Raw genomic sequence first — 21,625 nt, 5'->3', positions numbered from 1 at the left:
GCCTCCGTCCCCCGGCTGAGGTCAGGTGGTCCGCTCGACCGGCCGGATCGGCGTGGTCGGCGTGTACAACCCGCAGGACCCGGGCGCGGCCGACGAGGGCGCCAAGGAGGGCCGCGCCAGGCCGGGACTCATCGTCTCCCACGAGCTGTCGCTGGAGGAGGCGCCGCACGCCTACGACCAGTTCGACAAGCGCGTGGACGGCTGGACCAAGGTCCTGCTCCACCCCGCGGCCGCCTGAGACCCGCCGCTCAGCCCTCGACCTGGGCGGCGAACAACGGCTCCAGGGCGCTCACCATGAGTGTCCTGGCCCGCTCCGTCCCGCCGGCGATCCTGCCCGCCATGGCCAGCGACACGCAGCCGTGCAGGAACGCCCACATCGTGTCGGTCGCGCCCGCCGGGTCGGCCAGCTCGGCGCCGCGCGCCCGCGCGATCTCCTGCAACGCGGCGCGGAAGGTCCGGAAGGCGTTCCTGGCCTCCTCCGGGGTCTCGGCGGTGCCGAACGGCACCCCGTCCATGCCGTTCATCGCCTGGTAGAGCTCCGGCGAGGCGAACGCGAACGCCCAGTACGCGCCGGCCATCGCGGCCAGCCGTCCTTCCGGCGGGCCCTCGGCCGCCAGGCGCAGCTGCCCGGCCAGCTCGGCGAAACCGACCGCCATCAGCTCGGTGAGCAGCTCCTCCTTGCTGGAGAAGTGCTGGTAGAGGACCGGCGCGCTGTATTCGAGCCGGCCGGCGATGCGGCGGATGGTGACCGCGTTCCAGCCCTCCTCGGCGGCGATCACCCGGGCCGCCTGCAGCAGCCGGGCGCGCATCTCCCGCCGCTCCCGCTCGCGCCGTCTCTGGCTGGTGGTCACCATGATCCGTCCTCCTGTTGACGCCACATCCTATCGCCGGTCTAATGTCTAACAATGTTAGGAGTTTGAACATTGTTAGACGACTCTCTTCCCCGACCCCTTGGGAGACCCTCATGTCCTGGCGACGCGTCACCACGGCGGCGGCCGCGCTCACCGCGCTTGCCGTCATCTTCTTCGGACTGCAGTTCCTCATCAGCCCGGGCACGGCCGCGGCCTCCTTCGGCATGGACGCCCCTCAGGGCGACGCCACCGGATACTTCGTCGTCAAGGGCGTCCGCGACGTGGCCTGCGGGACGGTCGGTCTGATCCTGCTGGGAACGGGGCACAGGCGGGCGCTCGGCTGGGTCCTGCTCGCTGACGCGATCATCCCCATCGGCGACGCGATCGCCGTCTTGACCCACAACGGGTCGCCGGCGGCCGCGTACGGCATGCACCTGGGCGCCGCCGCCGTGGTCGTCGTCGTGGCCTGCCTGCTTCTTCGGGAGGCCCGCCGAACTGAGACGGTCCGCCCCTGAGCCTCCTCGCCGCCGCGCGCAGGCTTGCCCTCGTCGGCGCCGTGACGGCGACCGTGCCGACGGGCGGCGCCACGATGGCCGCCGCCTCCACCGCCTGCCTCTACGGGTCCGCCGGGGCTCGTGGCTCACGCCCTGAGTCTCCGGCGGCTATGCCCCGTCCGGCGGGGTCGGTTGCAGGTAGACGGCCGACGCGATCGGCACCCGCTCCCTGATCCGCCGCTCCGTGTCCGCCAGCGCCGCCGCCGCGCCGTCCGTGTCCGCCGAGGCGGGCATCGTGACCCGCGCCGCCACCAGCAGGTCCTCCGGCCCCAGGTGCATCGTGCGGACCTGGGTGTAGGCCTCGATCGCCGGGTCGTCGTCCAGGACGTTCCTGATGGCCCGCTGGACCTCCGGCGTCGCCGCCTCGCCGATGATCATGCTCTTGGTCTCCCTGGCCAGCGTCGCGGCCACCGCCACCAGCAGCAGCCCGATGGCGATCGACCCGCCGCCGTCGAAGGCGGTGTTGCCCGTGACGATCGTCAGTGTCACCCCGATCAGGGCGAACACCAGCCCCGCCAGCGCCGCCGTGTCCTCCAGCAGCACCACGGGCAGCTCGGGCGCCTTGGCGTCGCGGATGAAGCGGGTCCACGACCGGCCGTGCCGCTCCTGGTTGGAGTTGCGCACGGCCGTGCGCAGCGAGAACGCCTCCATGACGATCGCCGCCAGCAGCACGCCGACGGCCCACGGCCAGCTCTCCAGCGGATGCGGGTGGGCGATCTTCTCGTACCCCTCGTACAGGGCGAACAGGCCGCCGCCGAAGAACAGCACCACCGACACCAGGAAGCCGTAGAAGTAGCGCTCACGACCGTAGCCGAACGGGTGGGCGGGGCTGGGCCCGCGCCGGGAGCGCCGGCGGCCGAGCATCAGCAGCCCCTGGTTGCCGGTGTCGGCGACCGAGTGGATGCCCTCGGCGAGCATGGCCGACGACCCGGTGAAGAAGAACGCCACGAATTTGGTGACGGCGACTCCCACGTTCGCCGCCAGCGCCGCGAGTGTCGCCTCCTGTGCCCCGTCCCGGCTCACGCCGCCTCCTCAAGTACGTTTCCGCGTCGCCCCCTCTTACCCAGGACGGCGGCGTCTTGTCAGAGCGGCGGCCGGTGACCGAAGATCGTCCCGACAGACGAGACGGCGGGGTGACGCTTCGTGAGACGGCGGTTATCGAACGTACGGGGGCCGCGGGTCGTCGTGGCCGTGACGGCGCTGGTGACGGCCATGGCGGCGGGCTGCAGCAGCGGCAACGGCGGCGCGGGATCGACACCTTCGAGCACAGCCGGCCGGCCGAGCGCGCAGCCGTCGCCTGCCCCGTCGCCCACCCAGGCGGCCTGGGCCGAGGACGCCTGCCTCGACGTGTCGATGCCCAAGCCCGACGTCCAGCCCGTCGCGGTGATCGACTGCTCGCAGGTGACGGCCGGGGTGCGGATCACCAGGCTCGTGGAGCGGGGCCAGGGGGCGGGCAAGTGCCCGCGTGACGCCGACGGCTGGCTGGACACCCCGGCCGGGCAGGACCCGAGGACGGCCTGCCTGCGCAACAGCCGCGCCCCGCACCCGGGCGACCCCGGCAAGGGCGGCGGGATCCTGCGCGTCGGAGACTGCACCCTGATCGGGGACGACAACGTCGTCCAGGAGCGGGAGTGCTACGACGCCCACGGCCCCGGCAAGATCCGCTCCTTCACGAAGACGAAGAAGGGCTGCGAGAACCGGGCCTGGTCCTACGCCTACAAGCGGGAGGGCTCGTACACGTGCGTCGGCCCCGGCGCGCCCGCCACGAAGATCGGCCCGCAGCACGAGCTGGGCAGTTGCCTGACCGCGCCGAAGACCAAGAAACGCAAGGGGATCTTCGGCGGCACGGTGACCGCCATCGTCGGCGGGCTGAAGGACGTCCCGTGCGCCAGCAAGAAGGCGTGGGGCAAGGTGGTCGGCGCCATCAGCGCCGAGTTCGAGTGCAAGCGGCCCGCCGACTACTCGGTGACGACGTCGAGCGGGATCGGCGGCCTACCGCTCGGCCCCGATCCCTACCCGGACGTCACCTGCGTCCGCCGCCTCTAGCCCGGCCAGGACGGCGAACCCGCCCGGCGGCAGGCTCTCCACGACGGTGCCGGTGACCAGGTCGCGGCCGGGGCCGACCGGCTGCTCCCGGTCGCCGTGGTTGATCGCGAACACCGCCCGGTCGTGCCGCACCAGCTCCAGCCCCGCCGGGTGCGGCGCCAGGCCCAGCAGCCGGGCGAAGGCGGCGTCGGCCAGCCGCGTGGAGACGTACAGCGCGGTGCCGGAGCCGTAGGCGTGCCGGGTGACGGCGGGCAGCCCGGCCAGCGGCCCGGACGCGTACGACACCAGCGCCTGCGCCCCGGCCAGGTGAACGTGCTCGCTCCAGAGCGTCCCGGTGCCCCAGTCCGGCGGCGATCCGGCGCCGGAAGGGGGAGGCCCGGCGGCTCCGTCCGACAGCTCGACCGGCTCGGCGAGCGGGTGGAACTCCTCCACCCGTACCCCCAGCACCTCGCGCAGCGCCCCCGGGTACCCGCCCAGCCGCACCCGGCCGTGCTCGTCGCTCACCCCGCTGAAGAACGACACGACCAGCGTCCCGCCGCCCTCGACGTAGCGCCGCAGGTTGGCCGCGTCCGCGTCGGAGATCAGGCACAAACTCGGTACCAGCACCAGCCGGTACGCCGACAGGTCCGCCGACGGGTAGGCGAAGCCGGCCGTGACCCCGTGCCGGTACAGCACCCGGTGCGCCTGCCGCAGCGCGTCCAGGTAATCGACCTCGGAGGAGGGCAGCCCGCGCGACTGGAGCGCCCACCACGAGGCGGTGTCCCACAGGATCGCCGCCTCCGCCCGCACGTCCCCGGCGTCGGGCACGGACGGCAGCAGCGCCCCCAGCTCGCACACCTCGCGGAAGATCCGCGAATCGGGCCCGGCGTGCGGCACCATCCCGCCGTGCCACAGCTCGGCGCCGCCCCTGGAGGCCCGCCATTGGAAGAACATGACGCCCCGCGCCCCCCGGGCCACGTGCGACAGGCTCAGCCGGGCCACCTCGCCGGGCCGTCGCGGCACGATCCTGCCCCCGGTGTAGGCCACCACCGCCTGCTCCATCAGCACCCACGGCTTGCCCGCCGCCCAGCAGCGGGCCAGGTCGGCCGCGAACGCCGTCTCCTCCGGCGGGTCCTGCGCCGGGTAGTGGTCGATCGCCACCAGGTCCACCGCCTCGGCCCATTCGCGCTGGTCGACCGGCACCCAGTCGCCGAAGTGGAAGTTCGTGGTGACCGGGACGCCGGACGGCGCCAGGATCTCCTTCTGCTCGCGGAAGTGCCCGAGCAGCTCGTCGGACAGGAACCGGCGGAAGTCCAGCGCCTGTGACGGGTTCGGCAGGTACTGGGTGGCGCGTGGCGTGGTGACCTGCTCCCACGCCGAGTAGTGCTGGCTCCAGAACGAGGTGGTCCAGGCGTCGTTGAGCGCCTCCAGGCCGCCGTACGCGCCGCGCAGCCAGACGCGGAACGCGGCGGCGGTGTGCTCGCAGTGGCACCACGAGCCGTACTCGTTGTGGACGTGCCACATGGCCAGCGCCGGGTGCCGGCCGTAGCGGCCGGCCAGCCTCGCGGCGATCTCCAGGGACTTGGCCCGGTAGGCGGGGGAGCTGACGCAGTAGGTGTCCCGGCTGCCGTGGGTGAGCCGGACGCCGTCGGCGCTCACGTTGCGCGCCTCCTCGCCGATCCAGGGCGGCGGCTGGGTGGTCGGGGTGGCCAGGCAGACCTGCACGCCGCCGTCGTGCAGCAGGTCCAGCACCCGGTCGAGCCAGCCGAAGTCGTACTCGCCCTCGCGCGGCTCCAGCCGGGCCCAGGAGAAGACGCCGACGGTCACCAGGTTCACGCCCGCGCGGCGCATCAGCGCGACGTCCTCCTGCCACACCTCCTCGGGCCACTGCTCCGGGTTGTAGTCGCCGCCGTAGTACACCGTCCCGGCCCTCCATTTGTTTGGCTGGTGTCTAAACTAAGGCACGGCCGTTGACGTTTGTTCGTATGGACGGAAAACTAATTCGCGAGCTGCAGGTCGTCAGAAGGAGCATCCATGCCCTACCGTCCGCCCCTGGTCGCGCACGAGTACTTTGTCGCCGACCCGCCGGAGCTGCCGGTGCGTACGCGCGGCGAGCAGGGCCTGTCCGCGCTGACGGCCGCCGAGCCGGTGGCCGTGGACGAGGCGGGCGTGACGCTCAAGGGGGCGACCACGGCGGAGGAGACCCTGGTCGTGCAGGTGCGGGTGGCCGGCGAGGGCGTCATCCGGGTGCGGCTCGGCCAGGACGTGGAGACGCGCGCGAGATCGGCGCGGGCGACCTCCATGGTGACCCCCGGCACGTACGCGGCGGCCCGCGTCGAGACCCGCCAGGGCGGGGTGACGATCGACGCGGGATCGCTGCGCGCGGAGATCACCCTGGACCCGTGGCGGCTGCGCTTCACCGACGCCCAGGGCGCGACCCTGGTGGAGACCGACCCCGGCCACACCGACATCAGCGGCAGGATGCGCACGCTGCCCTTCGGCCGCTCCCGCGCCGACGGCGTCACCGTGGCCTACCACGAGAGCTTCGCCGCGCCCGCCGACGAGGCGTTCACCGGCTTCGGCGAGTCGTTCACGCCGCTGGACAAACGCGGTCAGCGGCCCGTCATGTGGAACTTCGACGCCTTCGGCGCCGAGTCGCAGCGCGCCTACAAGAACGTGCCCTTCTACCAGTCGAGCAGGGGCTACGGCGTGCTGGTGGACAGCGGCGCCCCGATCGAGTTCGACGTGTGCCAGTCCACGCACAGCGTCGTGCAGATCGTCGTCCCCGACGACCTCATCGACTACTACGTGATCGCCGGGCCGACGCCGCCCGAGGTGCTCGACCGCTACGACCGGCTGACCTGCCGCCCGGAGCTGCCGCCGAAGTGGGCGTTCGGCACCTGGATCTCCTCAGGGTTCTTCAAGGACACCCAGGAGCGGGTCATGGAGCGGGCCCGCAGGATCCGCGAGCGCGGCATCCCGTGCGACGTGCTGCACCTGGACACCTACTGGCAGGCGGAGGGCCACTGGTCGGACATGCGCTGGGACGAGGAGAGCTTCCCCGACCCGGCCGGGATGCTGGCGGAGCTGGACGGGATGGGCTTCAAGGTCTGCCTCTGGATGAACCCCTACATCTCCCACCGCAGCCCCGCCTTCCAGCCGGCCGCCGATGCCGGATATTTCCTGAAAAATCAGGATGGCGAGGCGTACGTCGCCGACTGCTGGCACGGCTCCTACCCCGCCTGCGGCATCGTCGACCTCACCAACCCCGCCGCCACCGCCTGGTTCAAGGGCCTGCTCCGGCCGCTGCTCCAGCAGGGCGTGCAGGCGTTCAAGACCGACTTCGCCGAGGGCGTGCCGCGCGACGCCACCGCCTTCAACGGCATGACCGGCACCGACCTGCACAACGTGTACACGCTGCTGTTCAACGACGCCGTCGCCGAGGTCACCCGCGAGGTCCACGGCCACGGCCTGGTGTGGGCGCGCTCGTCGTACCTGGGCGGGCAGCGCCACGCCGCCCAGTGGAGCGGCGACACCTACACCAGCTACCCGGCCATGGGCAGCACGCTGCGCGGCGGCCTGGCGCACGGCCTGTCCGGCGTGCCGTTCTGGAGCCACGACGCCGGCGGCTTCACCGGTCGGCCCGCCGACGACCTGTACGTGCGCTGGACCCAGTTCGGCGCGCTGTCGCCGCTGCTGCGCCTGCACGGCACCACCAGCCGCGAGCCGTGGGAGTTCCCCGAGGTCGAGGCCGAGGCGGTGGCGGCGCTGCGGCTGCGCTACCGGCTCATGCCCTACCTGTACTCGGCGGCGGTGGAGGCCGCGCGGACCGGCGCGCCGATGATGCGCGCCCTGTGCGTGGACCACCCCGGCGACCCGGTCGCCTGGCAGGCCGACCTGGAGTACCTGCTCGGGCGTGACCTGCTGGTCGCGCCCATGACCTCACCCGACGGCGTCCGCCAGGTGTACCTGCCGGAGGGGGAGTGGATCGACTACTGGACGGGGGAGACGCTGACCGGCGGCCGGCACCGGAGCGCCCGCACGCCGCTCGGCCGGATCCCCCTGTACGCCCGCCGCGACGCGCTCATCCCGGTCGCCACCAGCCCAGGGGACACCGTGGACGTCCCCGAGGAGATCACCATCGTCGCCTTCGGGGGCGGGGACGGCAGCACCACAGTTCACGATCTCGACGGCGAGACCGTCGTCGCCGCCACACGTGACGGCGACACCCTGCACGTCACCGTCACCGGGCCGAAGCGGGTCGCGGGGGTCGAGTTCGCCCCCGTGGCGGGCTCCCCGGCCCGGGCGGTCATCACCTCCCAGGAGACACCATGATCAAGCTGAGGTGTGCCGCGGCGCTCGCCGCCGGGGCACTGGCACTGGCCGCCTGCGGGTCGGGCGCTCAGGAGCAGCCGTCCGCCAGTCCCGGCCAGCCGCGCACGCTCAAGCTCTGGCACTACGAGAGCGCCGACGGCGCCATGGGCAAGGCGTGGGACGCGGCGATCAAGAAGTTCGAGTCGACCCACCCGGGCGTGACGGTGAAGTTCGAGGCCAAGGGCTTCGAGCAGATCCAGAAGACGGCCAGCATGGTGCTCAACTCCGACCAGGCCCCCGACATCATGGAGTACAACAAGGGCAACGCCACCGCCGGGCTGCTGTCCAAGCAGGGCCTGCTGACCGACCTGAGCGAGGAGGCCGGCAAGCGCGGCTGGGACAAACTGCTCTCGGCGAGCCTGGCCACCACCGCCAAGTACGACGACCGCGGCATCATGGGCTCCGGCAAGTGGTACGGCGTGCCCAACTACGGCGAGTACGTCATGGTCTACTACAACAAGGAGATGTTCGAGAAGAACGGCGTCACCGTCCCGACGACGTTCGAGGAGTTCACCGCCGCCCTCGACAAGTTCGCCAAGGCCGGCATCACGCCCATCTCCAACGCCGGCGCCGAGTACCCGGCCCAGCAGATCTTCTACCAGCTCGCGCTGAGCAAGGCCTCCCGCGCCTGGATCGACTCCTACGAGCTGTACAAGGGCAAGGTCGACTTCCACGGCCCCGAGTTCACCTACGCCGCCGACACCCTGGCCGACTGGGTGAAGAAGGGCTACATCGCCAAGAACTCGGCCGGCATCAAGGCCGAGGACATGGCCGTCGCCTTCATGGCCGGCAAGTTCCCGATCATGGTGTCCGGGAGCTGGTGGTACGGCCGCCTGCAGACGCAGCTCAAGAAGTTCGACTGGGGCACGTTCCTGTGGCCCGGCAACCAGTTCGCCCCCGGCTCCAGCGGCAACATCTGGGTCGTCCCGGAGAAGTCCGCCAACAAGGACCTCGCCTACGACTTCATCGACATCACGATGAGCAAGGAGATCCAGAACCTGCTCGGCAACTCCGGCGGCGTGCCCGTCGCGGCCGACCCGGCCGCCATCACCGACGCCAAGAGCAAGGAGCTGATCGACAACTTCAACAAGCTGACCAGCCAGGACGCGCTGGCCTTCTACCCCGACTGGCCCGCGCCCGGCTACTACGACGTGCTCGTGGCGGGGGTGCAGAGCCTCATCAACGGCAGCAAGCCGCCGGCCAAGGTGCTCGACGAGATCGCGCAGCCGTACAACGACAACCTCGCCGATCTTGGCAACTGAGAGCAAGCGCGGACGCGGCGGGGGGTACTACCTCTACCTGCTGCCCAGCGCGGTGCTGTTCACCGCCGTCATCGTGGTGCCGTTCCTGATGAACCTCGGGACCAGCTTCACCCGCTGGTCCGGGGTCGGGACCGCGCGCTGGGTGGGCCTGGAGAACTACGCCCGGCTGTTCGCCGACGAGCGGTTCTGGACGTCGTTCCGCAACAACGTGGCGCTGATCGTCGCGATGGCGATCATCCCCACGGTGCTCGGGCTGGTGCTGGCGGCGGCGCTGTTCGACCACATCGGCAAGAGGTTCGGCTCCCGCACGGCCTCGGCCCTGCGGGCGGCCTACTACCTGCCGCAGGTGCTGCCGGTCGCGGTGGCCGGCGTGGTGTGGGGCTGGATGCTGCACCCGTCGTACGGCGCCATCAACAAGATCTTCGGCCTGGAGGCCGACTGGCTCGGCGACCCGGACCTCGCGCTGGCCACGGTCATGACGGTCATGGTGTGGTTCCAGCTCGGCTACCCGGTGGTCATCTTCATGGCCGGGCTGCAGCGGGCCGACCCGGCGCTGCACGAGGCGGCCGAGATCGACGGGGCCTCGTGGTGGCGCAGGTTCTGGCACATCACCATCCCGCAGATCCGGCCTGAGATCTTCGTCGTGCTGCTGACCTGCACGATCGCCGCGCTCAAGGTGTTCGGGCCGATCTTCGTGCTGACCAGGGGCGGGCCGGGCAACGCCACGATGGTGCCGTCGTACTTCTCGTACCTGAACTTCTTCCAGAAGGCCAACGTCGGCTACGGCTCGGCCATCGCGACCGTCCTGGCGATCATCATCGTCGCGGTGACCTGCCTGTTCCTGCTCTTCCAGGAGCGTGAGGCGTGAGACGCTACCCGGTCCTGGCCGCGCTGGGCGTGCTGGCGGCGGCGATGCTGTTCCCGTTCGTCATCGTCACCTTCAACGCCTTCAAGACGCCCGCCGAGTACTCCTCGGGGCAGCCGCTGAGCCCGCCCCACGGGCTGAACCTCGACGGGATCATCACGTTCTGGACCCGCGTCGACTTCGGCGAGAAGCTCTGGAACAGCTTCATGATCAGCGGGTCGGTCGCCGTCCTGGCCGTCGTGCTGTCGGTGCTCAACGCGTACGCGCTGGGCATCGGGCGGGTCCGGGGCCGGCTGTCGATCCTGGTGGTCTTCCTGGTGGCCAACACGCTGCCGCAGGAGGCGCTGGTCTACCCGCTGTACTACCTCGCCAAGGAGGCGGGCCTGTACGACTCCAAGCTGGCGATCATCATCATCTTCACCGTCATCCAGGCCGCCTTCGGCACCTACCTGCTCAGCGCCGTGCTCGGCCAGTTCCCGCGCGAGATCCTGGAGGCGGCGCGGATGGACGGCGCCGGGCGGTTCACGGCGCTGTGGCGGATCGTGGTCCCGATCAGCAGGCCGACGCTCTCGGTCCTGGTGATCTTCTTCTTCATCTGGACCTGGAACGAGTTCTTCCTGCCGCTGATCTTCCTGATCTCCAACGACAACCAGACGGTGCCCGTGGCCCTCGGCGTGCTCCAGGGCGAGCGGGAGATGGACGCCACCACCTCCAGCGCCTCGGCACTGCTCGGCATCGTCCCGGCCGTCGCGTTCTTCCTCATCTTCCAGCGGACCCTGACCAGGGGAGTCACGGTCGGCGCCATCAAGTAGGAGCTCACCCGATGAAGCGAGTGCTCGCCGCCGCGCTGTTAGCGGTGACCATGGGGGCGGCCCCCGTCCAGGCCGCGCGCGTCCTGCCCTACCAGAACCCGGCCGTCCCGCTCGACCAGCGGGTCGGCGACCTGCTCGGCCGGCTGACGCTCGATGAGAAGATCTCCCTGCTGCACCAGTCGCAGCGGGCGATCCCCCGGCTCGGCATCCCGTACTTCAAGGCCGGCACCGAGGCGCTGCACGGCGTCGCCTGGTCCAACGACCACAACGACAACTGGAACCAGAAGCTGGCCGGCGGCACGGTCTTCCCGCAGGCCGTCGGCCTGGCCAGCACCTGGGACACCGAGCTGGTCAAGCGGGTCGGCTCGGCGACCGGCGACGAGGTGCGCGGCTACAACGCCGCCGACCCGGTCCTGTGGGGCACCCAGGTGTGGGCGCCGGTCGTCAACCTGCTGCGCGACCCGCGCTGGGGCCGCAACGAGGAGGGCTACTCCGAGGACCCGCTGCTGACCGGCGCCATCTCCACCGCCTACGGCCGGGGCCTGTCCGGCGACGACCCCGTCTACCTCAAGACCGCGCCCGTGCTCAAGCACTACCTGGCCAACAACAACGAGTACCTGCGCAGCCTCACCTCCTCCAACCTGCGGCCCCGGGTCAAGAAGGAGTACGACGAGGCCGCCTTCAAACCCGCCATCGCCGCCGACGCCGCCACCGGCGTGATGGGCTCGTACAACCTGGTCAACGGACGGCCGAACACCGTCAACCCCGACCTCGGCGGCCTGGTCCGCTCCTGGACGGACAAGGAGCTGTACAACGTCAGCGACGCCTGGGCGCCCGACGCGCTGCAGGAGTACGAGCACTACTTCGAGACCAAGCCCGAGGCCGTCGCCGCCACCCTCAAGGCCGGGATCGACAGCTTCACCATCAACAACGACGACCCCGCGCCCATGACGGCGAACCTGAAGTCGGCGCTCGCGCAGGGCCTGATCACCGAGGCCGACATCGACAAGGGCGTGCGGCACGCGCTGTCGATCAGGATCCGCCTCGGCCAGCTCGACCCCGACGGCGGCCCGTACGCCAGGATCACCGAGGACGTCATCAACTCGGCGGCCCACCAGCGGCTCAACCGGGAGACGGCGGGCAAGGCCATGGTGCTGCTGCGCAACACCGGCAGGAAGCTGCCGCTCCCGGCCGGGCTGAAGAAGGTCGCGGTGCTCGGGCCCCTCCAGGACACGCTGTTCAGCGACTGGTACGGCGGCGTCATGCCGTACAAGGTGACCCCGCTGGCCGGCATCAAGGAGCGCCTGGGCGCGAGGGCGACCGTGACCGGCGCCGACGCCCTGGACCGGATCGCGCTGAAGGACCTGGCCACCGGCAAGTACGTGACCGCCACCGGCACCGGCTCGGAGTCCGTGGTCGTCTCCGACACCGCCCCGGGCGCGGCCTCGACCTGGGACCAGACCGACTGGACCGGCGACGTCTCCACCCTGCGCAACGCCGGCAACGGCAAGCTGCTGACCGGCAACTTCGGCCCGTACGTCACCAACTCCGACACGCCGACCGGCTGGTTCGTCCAGCAGCAGTTCCGGCTGGAGCGGCAGTCCGACGGCACGTACCTGATCCAGTACGTCGGCTACGAGGTCAACGAGGGCTGGTGGCCCTTCCCCGAGCACTACGTGAGCGTGGGCGCGGACGGCACGCTCGGCACCGGCACCAAGGCGCAGGCCGCCCGCTTCGCCCGGGAGGTCGTCACCAGCGGCGCGAAGACGGCGGCGCAGGCCGCCAAGGGCGCCGACGCGGCTGTGGTCGTGGTCGGCAGCAACCCGTTCGTGTACGGCCGCGAGAACCACGACCGCTCCAGCCTCGCCCTCGGCCAGGGCCAGCAGGAGCTGATCAAGGCCGTCCGGGCGGCCAACCCGAACACCGTGGTCGTCCTGGAGGACAGCTACCCGACCACCATGAGCGTCGACACGCCCGCCCTGCTCTGGACCAGCCACGGCGGCGCGGAGACCGGGCACGGCCTGGCCGACGTCCTGTTCGGCGACCGCAACCCGGCCGGCCGCCTCACCCAGACCTGGTACCGCTCCGACGACCTGCCGGACATCCTGAACTACGACATCACCAAGACCGGGATGACGTACCTGTACCACGAGGGCGACCCCCTGTACGCGTTCGGCCACGGCCTCAGCTACACCACCTTCGGCTACCAGGACCTCAGGGTGACCCCGCGCGGCGACTCCTACGAGGCCACGGTCAGGGTCACCAACACCGGGACGCGAGCCGGCGACGAGGTCGTCCAGCTCTACACCCACCAGCGCAGCTCACGCGTGGAGCGGCAGCCGGTCAAGCAGCTGCGCGGCTTCGCCCGCGTCTCGCTGCGGCCCGGCGAGAGCCGCACGGTGCGGATCACGTTCAAGAAGGCCGACCTGGCCCTCTGGGACGTCACGCGCGGCAGGTGGGCCGTCGAGAACGCCACCCACGACGTCATGGCCGGGTCCTCCTCCGCCGACATCAGGCAGCGCGCCACGCTCCAGGTGAACGGCGAGCGGATCCCGCCCCGCGACCTGACGCGGGTCACCCGGGTGATCGACTTCGACGACTATCAGGGCGTCGACCTGGTGGACGAGAGCAAGGCCGCCGGCGAGGCGGTGGGCGCGTCGGCGGGCGACTGGGTGAAGTTCGGCGAGGCCGACCTTCGCTCGCGCCCGGCCGGGCTGAGCGCGGACGTGGCGTCGGTGTCCGGCGGCTCGTTCGAGGTGCGCTCGGGCTCGCCGGCGGGGCCGCTGCTGGCCACCGTCACGGCCCCCGCCACCGGCGACATCTACCGATATGTCGCGACATCGGCGACGGTCTCGGGGGCGAACGGCGTCCGGGACCTGTACCTCGTCTTCAGAGGGGACCTGCGGATCCGTTCGATTAAGTTTGGATGATAACCAAACTATTGACCTGACTTCGAGGCTGTGTGAGCCTCGGAGTCAGGTTCATGCGCACCGGCTCCGGCGACGGCAGGGTCTCGTACCTGGTCGTGCATGGCGGTGTCTCACGCCTCGGAGAAGGGACCGCGCATGCGAAGAAGGCTGCTCATTCTGCTCGCTCTCGTGCTGGTGGTGGCGGGCATCCGGATGGCTCCGGTCGGCGCCGTGGCCGCCGACCCGTACGCGTTCAAAGGGGTGAAGATCGGCGGCGGCGGCTTCGTCCCCGGCATCGTCTTCAACCAGAAGGAAAAGGACCTCATCTACGCCCGGACCGACATCGGCGGCGTCTACCGCTGGGACAAGACCAAGTGGACGCCGCTGCTCGACGGCATCGGCTGGGACAAATGGAGCTGGGTCGGCGGCGTCAGCGTCGCCACCGACCCCGTCGACCCGAACCGCGTCTACGTCGCCACCGGCATGTACACCAACGACTGGGACTCCAACAACGGCGCGATCCTGCGCTCCACCGACCGCGGCACCACCTGGGCCGCCACCGAGCTGCCGTTCAAGGGCTCCGGCAACATGCCGGGCCGCGGCATGGGCGAGCGTCTGGTCATCGACCCGAACCGGAACAACATCCTGTTCTACGGCACGGCCAACAGGAACGGCCTGTGGAAGAGCACCGACTACGGCGTCACCTGGGCCAAGGTCACGAGCTTCCCGAACGCCGGCAACTTCGCCCAGGACCCCAACGACACCCAGTACAACTACAACACGATGACCCAGGGCATCCCGTGGATCACCTTCGACCCGCGTACGGGGTCGGCGGGTACCGCCACCAGGACGATCTACGCGGGCGTGGCCGACAAGGACAACAACGTCTACCGCTCCACCGACGCCGGCGCCACCTGGACCCGCCTGGCCGGCCAGCCGACCGGCTACGTGCCGCACAAGGGCGTGCTCGACCCGGTCAACGGCTACCTCTACCTGGCCACCGGCAACACGGGCGGCCCGTACGTGGGCGAGGACGGCGAGGTGTGGCGCTACGCCACCGCCACCGGCACCTGGACCGAGATCACCCCGACCCCCGACGCCGACCGCTACTACGGCTTCAGCGGCCTGACCGTCGACCGCCAGAACCCGGCCACGATCATGGTCTCCAGCCAGGTGTCGTGGTGGCCGGACAACATCATCTTCCGCAGCAACGACAGCGGCGCCACCTGGACCCGCATCTGGGACTGGAACGGCTACCCGAACCGGACCTTCCGCTACACCCAGGACGTCTCCTCCCACCCGTGGCTGGCCATGGGCAACCCGCAGCCGCCCGAGGTCACGCCCAAGCTCGGCTGGATGACCGAGGCGATGGAGATCGACCCGTTCGACTCCAACCGGCTCCTGTACGGCACCGGCGCGACGATCTACGGCACCACGAACCTCAAGCAGTGGGACGCCGCCGGCGGCAAGATCACCATCCGGCCGTTCGTCGAGGGGCTGGAGGAGACCGCCGTCCTCGACCTGATCAGCCCGCCCACCGGCGCGCCGCTGCTGTCGGCCGTCGGCGACATCGGCGGGTTCGTGCACAGCAACCTCGACGCCGTGCCGGCCATGATGTACACCCAGCCCAACCACGTCACCACCAGGAGCATGGACTACGCCGAGCTCAGCCCGGCCACCATGGTCCGCGCCGGCGACAACGACACCGCCGGGGTGACCCGGATCGGCTTCTCCACCAACGGCGGCGCGAACTGGTGGCAGGCCAGCAACGAGCCGTCAGGCGTCACCCAGGGCGGCAGCGTCGCGATCTCCGCCAACGGCGCCACCACCGTCTGGTCGCCGACCGGGGGAGCGGTCAGCCGCACCACCACCTCGGGCAGCTCGTGGACGGCCGCGACCGGCATCCCGGCCCAGGCGCAGGTCCGCTCGGACCGGGTCAACCCGGGCAAGTTCTACGGCTACTCCGGCGGCAAGTTCTACGTGAGCACCAATGCCGGAGCCGGCTTCACCCAGGCCCCCGCCACCGGCCTGCCCACGGGCAGCGCGGGCTGGGGCACCGAGGGGGCGGGCGCCACCACCGTCCGCTTCAAGGCCGTGCCCGGCCGCGAGGGGCACATCTGGCTCGTCGGCGGCTCACCCTCCACCGGCAAGTACGACCCGGCGGTCACGTACGGGCTGTGGCGCTCGACCGACTCCGGCGCCACCTTCACCCGCATGCCGTCGGTGACGGCGGCCGAGAACGTCGGCTTCGGCAAGGCCGCGCCCGGCGGCTCGTACATGGCGATCTTCCTGGTCGGCATGATCGACGGCGTGCACGGACTGTTCCGTTCGGACGACGCGGGCGTGTCGTGGGTGCGGATCAACGACGACCGCCACCAGTACGCCAACATGGGCGAGGCGCTGACCGGCGACCCGCGCGTCCACGGCCGCGTCTACCTGGGCACCAACGGCCGGGGCATCATCTACGGCGACCGCACCGGCCCCACTCCCACTCCGACGCCCACCCCCACGCCTACGCCGACTCCGACCCCCACTCCCACGCCCACCCCGACGCCCTCGCCGGGGAAGGCGTGCGCGGCGACGTACACGCCGGGCGGCCAGTGGCAGGGCGGCTTCCAGGCGAGTGTGACGGTGAGGAACACCGGCACCGTCGCCACCACCGGCTGGGCGGTCGCCTGGACCTTCCCCGACGGCCAGACGATCACCCAGCTCTGGAGCGGCGTCGTGGACCGGCCCGGCCCGGCCGCCCGGGTGACCAACGCCGACTACAACGGCGCGCTCAATGCCGGAGCCACCGCCACGTTCGGCTTCAACGGCGCCTGGAGCACCGCCAACAACCCGCCCGCCACCCTCACCTGCACCCCCGCCTGACGGCGTAGGGGAGGGCATGAGGGGAGGGCCCGTCCGGAACACGGGCCCTCCCCTCCTCGTCCCCCGCCGGTCACCCCTTGACGGCGCCGATGATCACACCCTTGGTGAAGTGCTTCTGCACGAACGGGTAGATCACCAGGACCGGGATCAGCGCCAGCGACACGATCGCCATCTGGATCGCCAGGCTGGGCGGCATCACCTGCCCCCCGATCGCCGTCTCGCCGGTCTGCCCGACGAACATCGACTGCCCCTGCAGTACGAACTGCCGCAGCACCACCTGCAACGGCCACTTGGAGCTGTCGTTCAGGTACAGCGTCGCGTTGAAGAAGGCGTTCCAGTACCCGACCGCGTAGAACAGCCCGATGACCGCCGTGACGCCCTTCGACATGGGCAGCACGATCCGCCACAGGATCCGGAACTCGCTCGCCCCGTCGATCCGCGCGCTGTCGGTCACCTCGTCCGGGATGTTCATGAAGAACGCCCGCATCACCACCAGGTTGAACGCGGTGACCGCGGTGGGCAGGATCAGCGCCCAGTACGTGTCGATCAGCCCCAGCGAGCTGACCAGCAGATAGCTGGGGATCATCCCCGGCCCGAACAGGAACGTCAGCAGCACCAGGAACAGCAGCGGCCGGTGCAGCAGCGACCCCGGCCGCGACAGCCCGTACGCCGCCAGCACCGTGACCGTCAGGCTGAGGGACGTCCCCACGACGGTCACCCCGAGGCTGACCCCGATCGAGCGGGTCACCACCCCGCCGGCGAACAGCTCCCGGTAGGCGGCCAGTGACAGCTCGCCCGGCACGGTCACCAGCCCGCCCGCCGCCGACACGGCCTCCTGCGTGGACAGGCTGGTCAGCACCACCATGTAGATCGGGAACAGGACGCCGGCCACGATCAGGGCCAGGACCAGGCCCTTCACGCTCGCGCCGGCACGGGTGGGCCGCTCGGCCCAGACAGGCATAGTCATGATCGTTTGTAGATTCCCTGCTCGCCGAACCGGTGGGCGACCTTGTTGGCGATGAGGATGAGGATCAGCCCGGTCACGCCCTTGACCAGGCCCGCCGCCGCCCCGTAGCTCCACTCGCCGGTCAGCAGCGTGCGCCAGTACACGAACGTGTCGAGCACCTCGGCGGCGTCGCGGCCGACGGCGTCACGCTGGAGGAAGAACTGCTCGAAGCCGACGTTCAGCGCGTCCCCGAGCCGAAGGATCAGCAGCAGCACGAACACCGGCCGCAGCCCCGGCAGCGTGATGTGCCACATCCGCCGCCAGCGCGACGCGCCGTCCACCGCGGCGGCCTCGTACAGGTTCGGGTTGATGGCGGCCAGCGCGGCCAGGAAGATGATCGTGCCCCAGCCGGCGTCCTTCCAGACGGACTCGGCCGTGACCAGCACAATGAACGTGTCCGGATTTGTCATGATGTCGATGCCGGACCAGCCGTGGTCGCGCAGGATCTGCGCCAGCAGCCCCGCCCCGCCGAACATCTGCTGGAACAACGTCACGACCAGCACCCACGAGAAGAAGTGCGGCATGTACACGATGCCCTGGATGAACAGCCGCAGCCGCGGCCGCACCACGCTGTCCAGCAGGATCGCCAGCATGATCGGGATCGGGAAGTAGAACACGAGCTGGAACGCGGTGATCGTCAGCGTGTTGAGCGTGGCGTCCCAGAAGCTGGCGTCCAGCATCAGCCACTGGAAGTTCGACAGGCCCACCCACGGGCTCTCCTTGATGCCCACGTACGGGGAGTAGTCCTGGAAGGCGATCACGTTGCCGAGCAGCGGCACGTAGTGGAACAGCAGCAGCAGCCCGATCGCGGGCACGGTCATCAGCAGCAGCTGCCAGTCCCGCCGCAGCCGCGCCCGCAGCGGGTGCCGCCTCGCGCGCTTTCCGCGCGGGCCGGTGGGCGAAGGCAGGCCGCCCACCGGCCCGGCGTCCGGGGGGCTGACGACGGTCACGCGATCAGGCACGGCCGTTGTCCCGCAGGACCTTCAGGTAGAACTCGCGCGCCTCTTCGCCGCCGTCGCGCCGCCACTCGTCGGCGATCTGCTTGGCGTCGCTGACCGGCCGCCGGCCGCGCATGATGTCGGTGAACTTGTCCTCGGTCGGCACCTGGAGGCCCGCGTACTTGGCCGGCCGCTGGATCTTGATCCCGTCGAACGGCGTCTTCTCGATGTACTTGAACGAGGAGTTCTGCCACTCCACGCTGGCCTTGACCGCCTCGGGGTAGGGCCAGTCCACGAAGATGGGCCGCCCGCCCAGGAAGCCGTAGGTGAAGGCCACCTCCTTGCGGCCCAGGTCGGTGAGCTGCGGGATGCCCTTGTCGTCCAGGGTGAAGTGCTTGTCCTTCACACCGAAGTTCGACAGCTCGTACTCCTTGGTCCCGTACGGGGCGGCGCACCAGTTGAGGATGGACAGCAGCTCCTCGACCTTCTCCTTCGCCAGCCCCTTCTTGACGAAGGTGAAGATGCCCGCCGCCTGGTTGTGGTACATGATCGGGGTGCCGCCGTCGTGCGCGAACAGCGGGAAGACGCCCAGCGCGAAGTCCGGGTTCTTGCCGCGGTGCTGCAGCAGCAGCTCCTTCCAGCCGCCGAGCCCGTCACGGTAGACGACGATCTGGCCGGCACCGATCAGGTCCTTCTCGTTGGCGCCCTTGCTGCTGGCGACGTTGGGGTGGATGAGCTCCTCGGCGAAGAGCTTGCGCATCCACGCCGTCATCTCCTGCCACTCCGGCGTCTCGTACTTGTGCACCAGCTTGCCGCCGGTGTAGCGCCACTCCTGCGGGACGCCGAACATCGGCCAGGCCATCTCGTGGATGTCGCCGAACGCCCACCGCTTGGCCTTCGCGTCGGTGATCTCCTTGCCGAGCTGGTACAGCTCGTCGGCGCTCTTGGGGTTCTGGTTCCAGCCGTTCTTCTCGAACAGGTCCTTGCGGTAGAGCAGCCCGTACGGGTAGGGCTCGGTGGGGAAGGGCACGGCCATGAGCTTGCCGTTCCACACCGACCACTCCCACGAGGCGGTCGGCAGGTTGGCCAGCAGCGCGTACGGCTTGATCCTGTCACCCTGTAAATAGGGCGTGAGGTCCTCGAACGCCTTGTCCACGGCGGTGTTGAAGTCCGCCATCTTCTCGATCTCCCAGTTCGGGATCACGAACAGGTCGGGCAGGTCGCCCGAGGCCAGGCGGGCGATGGCCTTGTCGGCGTAGGTGTTGCCGTCGGCGATCTGGAACTCGACTGTCGCGCCGAGCTCGGCGTTGACCGCCTGGAAGTAGGTGTTGCTCGACAGGCCGGGCGGCGGCGGGCCCCACAGCGGGGTCATCGCCTTGTAGGCGCCGCCCTTGCCGGCCTTCTGGGTGAGCGCCGCGGACGGGGTGGCCGGGTAGGCGGTGAAGCCGCCGCCGATGCCGGGCACGCCGGGCAGGTTCGACACGGTGCCGGGAACGTCGGGCTTGACGCCGGCGAACTCCACGTACGACGGCGCCAGTTGCGACAGCTTGTCGGTCGCCGCGGCGGTGGCGCCGCTCTGGCCCGGCCTGCGTCCCGTCGGGGCGGAGCAGGCGGCGAGTGTGGTGAGACCGGCCAGGGCGAGAAATCCACGGCGAGTCAACGGCGATGTCACGACGCCCTCCCTTCGGTGGGGTGTCCGAACGTGATGACTATCGGCTAGAATTAGTTCGTCTAATGACCAAACAAACTAAACCCGAGGCGGCGCTGACCACAAGGTGTGCGGGCGGTCACAGTTTTCCTGACCCGCGCCGGAGACGTGGTAAGCCTGGGAGGCGGCGCACACTTGGTACAGCGGAAGAACCGCCCGCTACGGCCTGACGGACGGGACAGATCTTGATCACCTCATCGAGCGACCCGCAGCCGGCCGACTTCGCCGACGTGCGGGCCACCAACCTCGCCGTCGTGCTGCGCTTCGTGCGCGAGCACGCGCCCTGCTCGCGGGCCGATATCGCGGCCTCCACGGGCCTGAACAAGGCGACGGTGTCCAGCCTGGTAGCCGACCTGATCGACCGCCGCCTCGTACGGGAGACCGGCCTGACCGAGAACCGCGTGGGGAGGCCGGCCACGATGCTGGTGCTCGACGGCTCGCCGTACGCGGCGATCGGCGTGGAGATCAACGTCGACTACGTGACGGCCGTGGCCGTCGACCTGGCGGGGGAGCGGCTGCTGTCCTGGCGGCGGGCCTTCCCCGGCTCGGTCGCCGCCGTCGCCGCCATCGTGCGGCGTGTGGTCAACCGCATGGCCAAGGAGGACAAGCAGATCCTCGGCCTGACCGTCGCCGTGCCCGGCCTGGTCGACGGGACCGGCGTCGTACGGGTGGCGCCCAACCTCGGCTGGCTCGACACCGACGTCAGCGGCGACGTCAGCGGCGACCTGGCCAAGGCGCTGCGCGACCCCGGCTTCCCCATCCAGGCCGACAACGACGCCAACCTCGGCGCGCTGGCCGAGCACCGGTTCGGGCCGCACGGGGCGGTCTCCGACCTCGTCTACCTCACCGGCGAGCTGGGGGTGGGCGCGGGCGTCATCCTCGACGGGCGGCTGCGGCGCGGCGGGCGCGGGTTCAGCGGCGAGATCGGGCACATCCAGATCGACCCGCGAGGGCCGCGCTGCCGGTGCGGGCGGGTGGGCTGCCTGGAGGCGGTGGCGGGGATCGGCGCGGTGCTGGAGCACCTCGCCCCGTCCGCGCCCGCAGGCTTGTCCGCGCCCGCAGGCTTGTCCACGCCCGAAGACTCGCCCACGCCCGAAGACTCGCCCGCGGTCTCGCCGGCCTCCCCGTCCTCGCCGGAGGGGGCGCACGTCTCGCCGGTGGAGGTGGAGCTGGAGATCGAGGAGGTCGTGCGCCGGGCCCGCGCGGGCCACCCCCGCACGCTGGAGCTGCTCGCCGGCGTCGGCCGCGACCTCGGCCGGGGCGTGGCCATCCTGGCCAACCTGCTCAACCCGCAGGTGGTCATCCTGGGCGGCTACTACGTGCCGCTCGCGGCCTGGCTGCTGCCCGCCGTGGAGAAGGAGGTGCGCGAGCGCACGATCGCGCCGGAGGCCGGCGGCTGCCGGGTGGTGATGTCGTCGCTCGGCTACGACGCCGCCGCGCTCGGCGGGGG

16 protein-coding genes are annotated in these 21,625 nt (G+C 70.6%); 10 read left to right on the top strand and 6 right to left on the bottom strand.

Going from position 1 to position 21,625, the window contains the following annotated elements; translation table 11 throughout:
• Window positions 1-25 precede the first annotated feature (25 nt).
• Window positions 26-238 carry a hypothetical protein gene (locus KME77_RS17735; protein ID WP_219468709.1) on the top strand — a complete coding sequence of 71 codons (213 nt, stop codon included), beginning with the start codon at window positions 26-28 and terminating at the stop codon, window positions 236-238.
• A gap of 10 nt (window positions 239-248) precedes the next feature.
• Here KME77_RS17735 and KME77_RS17730 read toward each other — a convergent pair whose 3' ends face one another.
• Entirely contained in the window at window positions 249-854 is a 606-nt protein-coding gene (locus tag KME77_RS17730; protein WP_219468706.1) for a TetR/AcrR family transcriptional regulator, read from the bottom strand.
• A gap of 110 nt (window positions 855-964) precedes the next feature.
• Between KME77_RS17730 and KME77_RS17725 the strand changes: the two genes are divergently transcribed.
• On the top strand, window positions 965-1,366 hold the full coding sequence (locus KME77_RS17725; RefSeq protein ID WP_219468701.1) for a DUF4267 domain-containing protein: 402 nt from the start codon (window positions 965-967) through the stop codon (window positions 1,364-1,366).
• 147 nt (window positions 1,367-1,513) lie between these two features.
• Here KME77_RS17725 and KME77_RS17720 read toward each other — a convergent pair whose 3' ends face one another.
• Window positions 1,514-2,428: a cation diffusion facilitator family transporter gene (locus tag KME77_RS17720; RefSeq protein ID WP_219468698.1), complete on the bottom strand. Its 915-nt coding sequence runs from the start codon at window positions 2,426-2,428 to the stop codon at window positions 1,514-1,516.
• Between the two features lie 120 nt (window positions 2,429-2,548).
• On the opposite strand from KME77_RS17720, the gene KME77_RS17715 reads away from it, so the two are divergent.
• Window positions 2,549-3,451: a hypothetical protein gene (locus KME77_RS17715; RefSeq protein ID WP_219468695.1), complete on the top strand. Its 903-nt coding sequence runs from the start codon at window positions 2,549-2,551 to the stop codon at window positions 3,449-3,451.
• Here the strand turns inward: KME77_RS17715 and KME77_RS17710 are convergent.
• Window positions 3,398-5,350: a beta-galactosidase gene (locus KME77_RS17710; RefSeq protein ID WP_219468692.1), complete on the bottom strand. Its 1,953-nt coding sequence runs from the start codon at window positions 5,348-5,350 to the stop codon at window positions 3,398-3,400. The two genes, KME77_RS17715 and KME77_RS17710, sit on opposite strands and share 54 nt — an antisense overlap.
• Before the next feature lie 114 nt (window positions 5,351-5,464).
• Here KME77_RS17710 and KME77_RS17705 point away from each other — a divergent pair, with 114 nt between their 5' ends.
• From KME77_RS17705 to KME77_RS29925, 6 genes are all read left to right on the top strand, one after another.
• Entirely contained in the window at window positions 5,465-7,765 is a 2,301-nt protein-coding gene (locus KME77_RS17705; protein ID WP_219468689.1) for a TIM-barrel domain-containing protein, read from the top strand.
• Complete coding sequence (locus KME77_RS17700; protein ID WP_219468686.1) at window positions 7,762-9,066, top strand: ABC transporter substrate-binding protein; 1,305 nt, start codon at window positions 7,762-7,764, stop codon at window positions 9,064-9,066. Before KME77_RS17705 ends, KME77_RS17700 begins: the two co-directional genes overlap by 4 nt.
• Window positions 9,056-9,934, top strand: coding sequence for a carbohydrate ABC transporter permease (locus KME77_RS17695; protein WP_246610012.1), 879 nt, complete (start codon window positions 9,056-9,058; stop codon window positions 9,932-9,934). The genes KME77_RS17700 and KME77_RS17695 overlap by 11 nt, the downstream gene beginning before the upstream one ends.
• The gene (locus tag KME77_RS17690) at window positions 9,931-10,743 is read left to right on the top strand and encodes a carbohydrate ABC transporter permease (RefSeq protein WP_308250745.1); all 813 of its coding nucleotides are present in this window, start codon (window positions 9,931-9,933) and stop codon (window positions 10,741-10,743) included. Before KME77_RS17695 ends, KME77_RS17690 begins: the two co-directional genes overlap by 4 nt.
• A gap of 11 nt (window positions 10,744-10,754) precedes the next feature.
• The gene (locus KME77_RS17685; protein ID WP_219468683.1) at window positions 10,755-13,673 is read left to right on the top strand and encodes a glycoside hydrolase family 3 protein; all 2,919 of its coding nucleotides are present in this window, start codon (window positions 10,755-10,757) and stop codon (window positions 13,671-13,673) included.
• Between the two features lie 135 nt (window positions 13,674-13,808).
• Window positions 13,809-16,523 (top strand): cellulose binding domain-containing protein, encoded by a 2,715-nt coding sequence (locus tag KME77_RS29925; protein ID WP_219468680.1) that lies wholly within the window; start codon window positions 13,809-13,811, stop codon window positions 16,521-16,523.
• 70 nt (window positions 16,524-16,593) lie between these two features.
• Here the strand turns inward: KME77_RS29925 and KME77_RS17675 are convergent, their stop codons facing one another.
• The 3 genes from KME77_RS17675 to KME77_RS17665 are packed head-to-tail and all read right to left on the bottom strand — an operon-like array spanning window position 16,594 to window position 20,139.
• On the bottom strand, window positions 16,594-17,490 hold the full coding sequence (locus tag KME77_RS17675) for a carbohydrate ABC transporter permease (RefSeq protein ID WP_219468677.1): 897 nt from the start codon (window positions 17,488-17,490) through the stop codon (window positions 16,594-16,596).
• Window positions 17,487-18,491 carry an ABC transporter permease gene (locus KME77_RS17670; protein WP_372451189.1) on the bottom strand — a complete coding sequence of 335 codons (1,005 nt, stop codon included), beginning with the start codon at window positions 18,489-18,491 and terminating at the stop codon, window positions 17,487-17,489. The genes KME77_RS17675 and KME77_RS17670 overlap by 4 nt, the downstream gene beginning before the upstream one ends.
• The gene (locus KME77_RS17665; protein WP_308250744.1) at window positions 18,484-20,139 is read right to left on the bottom strand and encodes an extracellular solute-binding protein; all 1,656 of its coding nucleotides are present in this window, start codon (window positions 20,137-20,139) and stop codon (window positions 18,484-18,486) included. Before KME77_RS17665 ends, KME77_RS17670 begins: the two co-directional genes overlap by 8 nt.
• A 221-nt stretch (window positions 20,140-20,360) precedes the next feature.
• Here KME77_RS17665 and KME77_RS17660 point away from each other — a divergent pair.
• Window positions 20,361-21,625 (top strand): ROK family transcriptional regulator (locus KME77_RS17660; protein WP_219468674.1); only part of this gene is annotated, 1,265 nt, incomplete at its 3' end.

Source organism: Nonomuraea rhizosphaerae, assembly GCF_019396405.1.
Classification (GTDB): domain Bacteria; phylum Actinomycetota; class Actinomycetes; order Streptosporangiales; family Streptosporangiaceae; genus Nonomuraea; species Nonomuraea rhizosphaerae.
The sequence above is the reverse complement of the archived record's forward strand: the minus strand, read 5'-3'. Positions and strand labels throughout refer to the sequence as shown.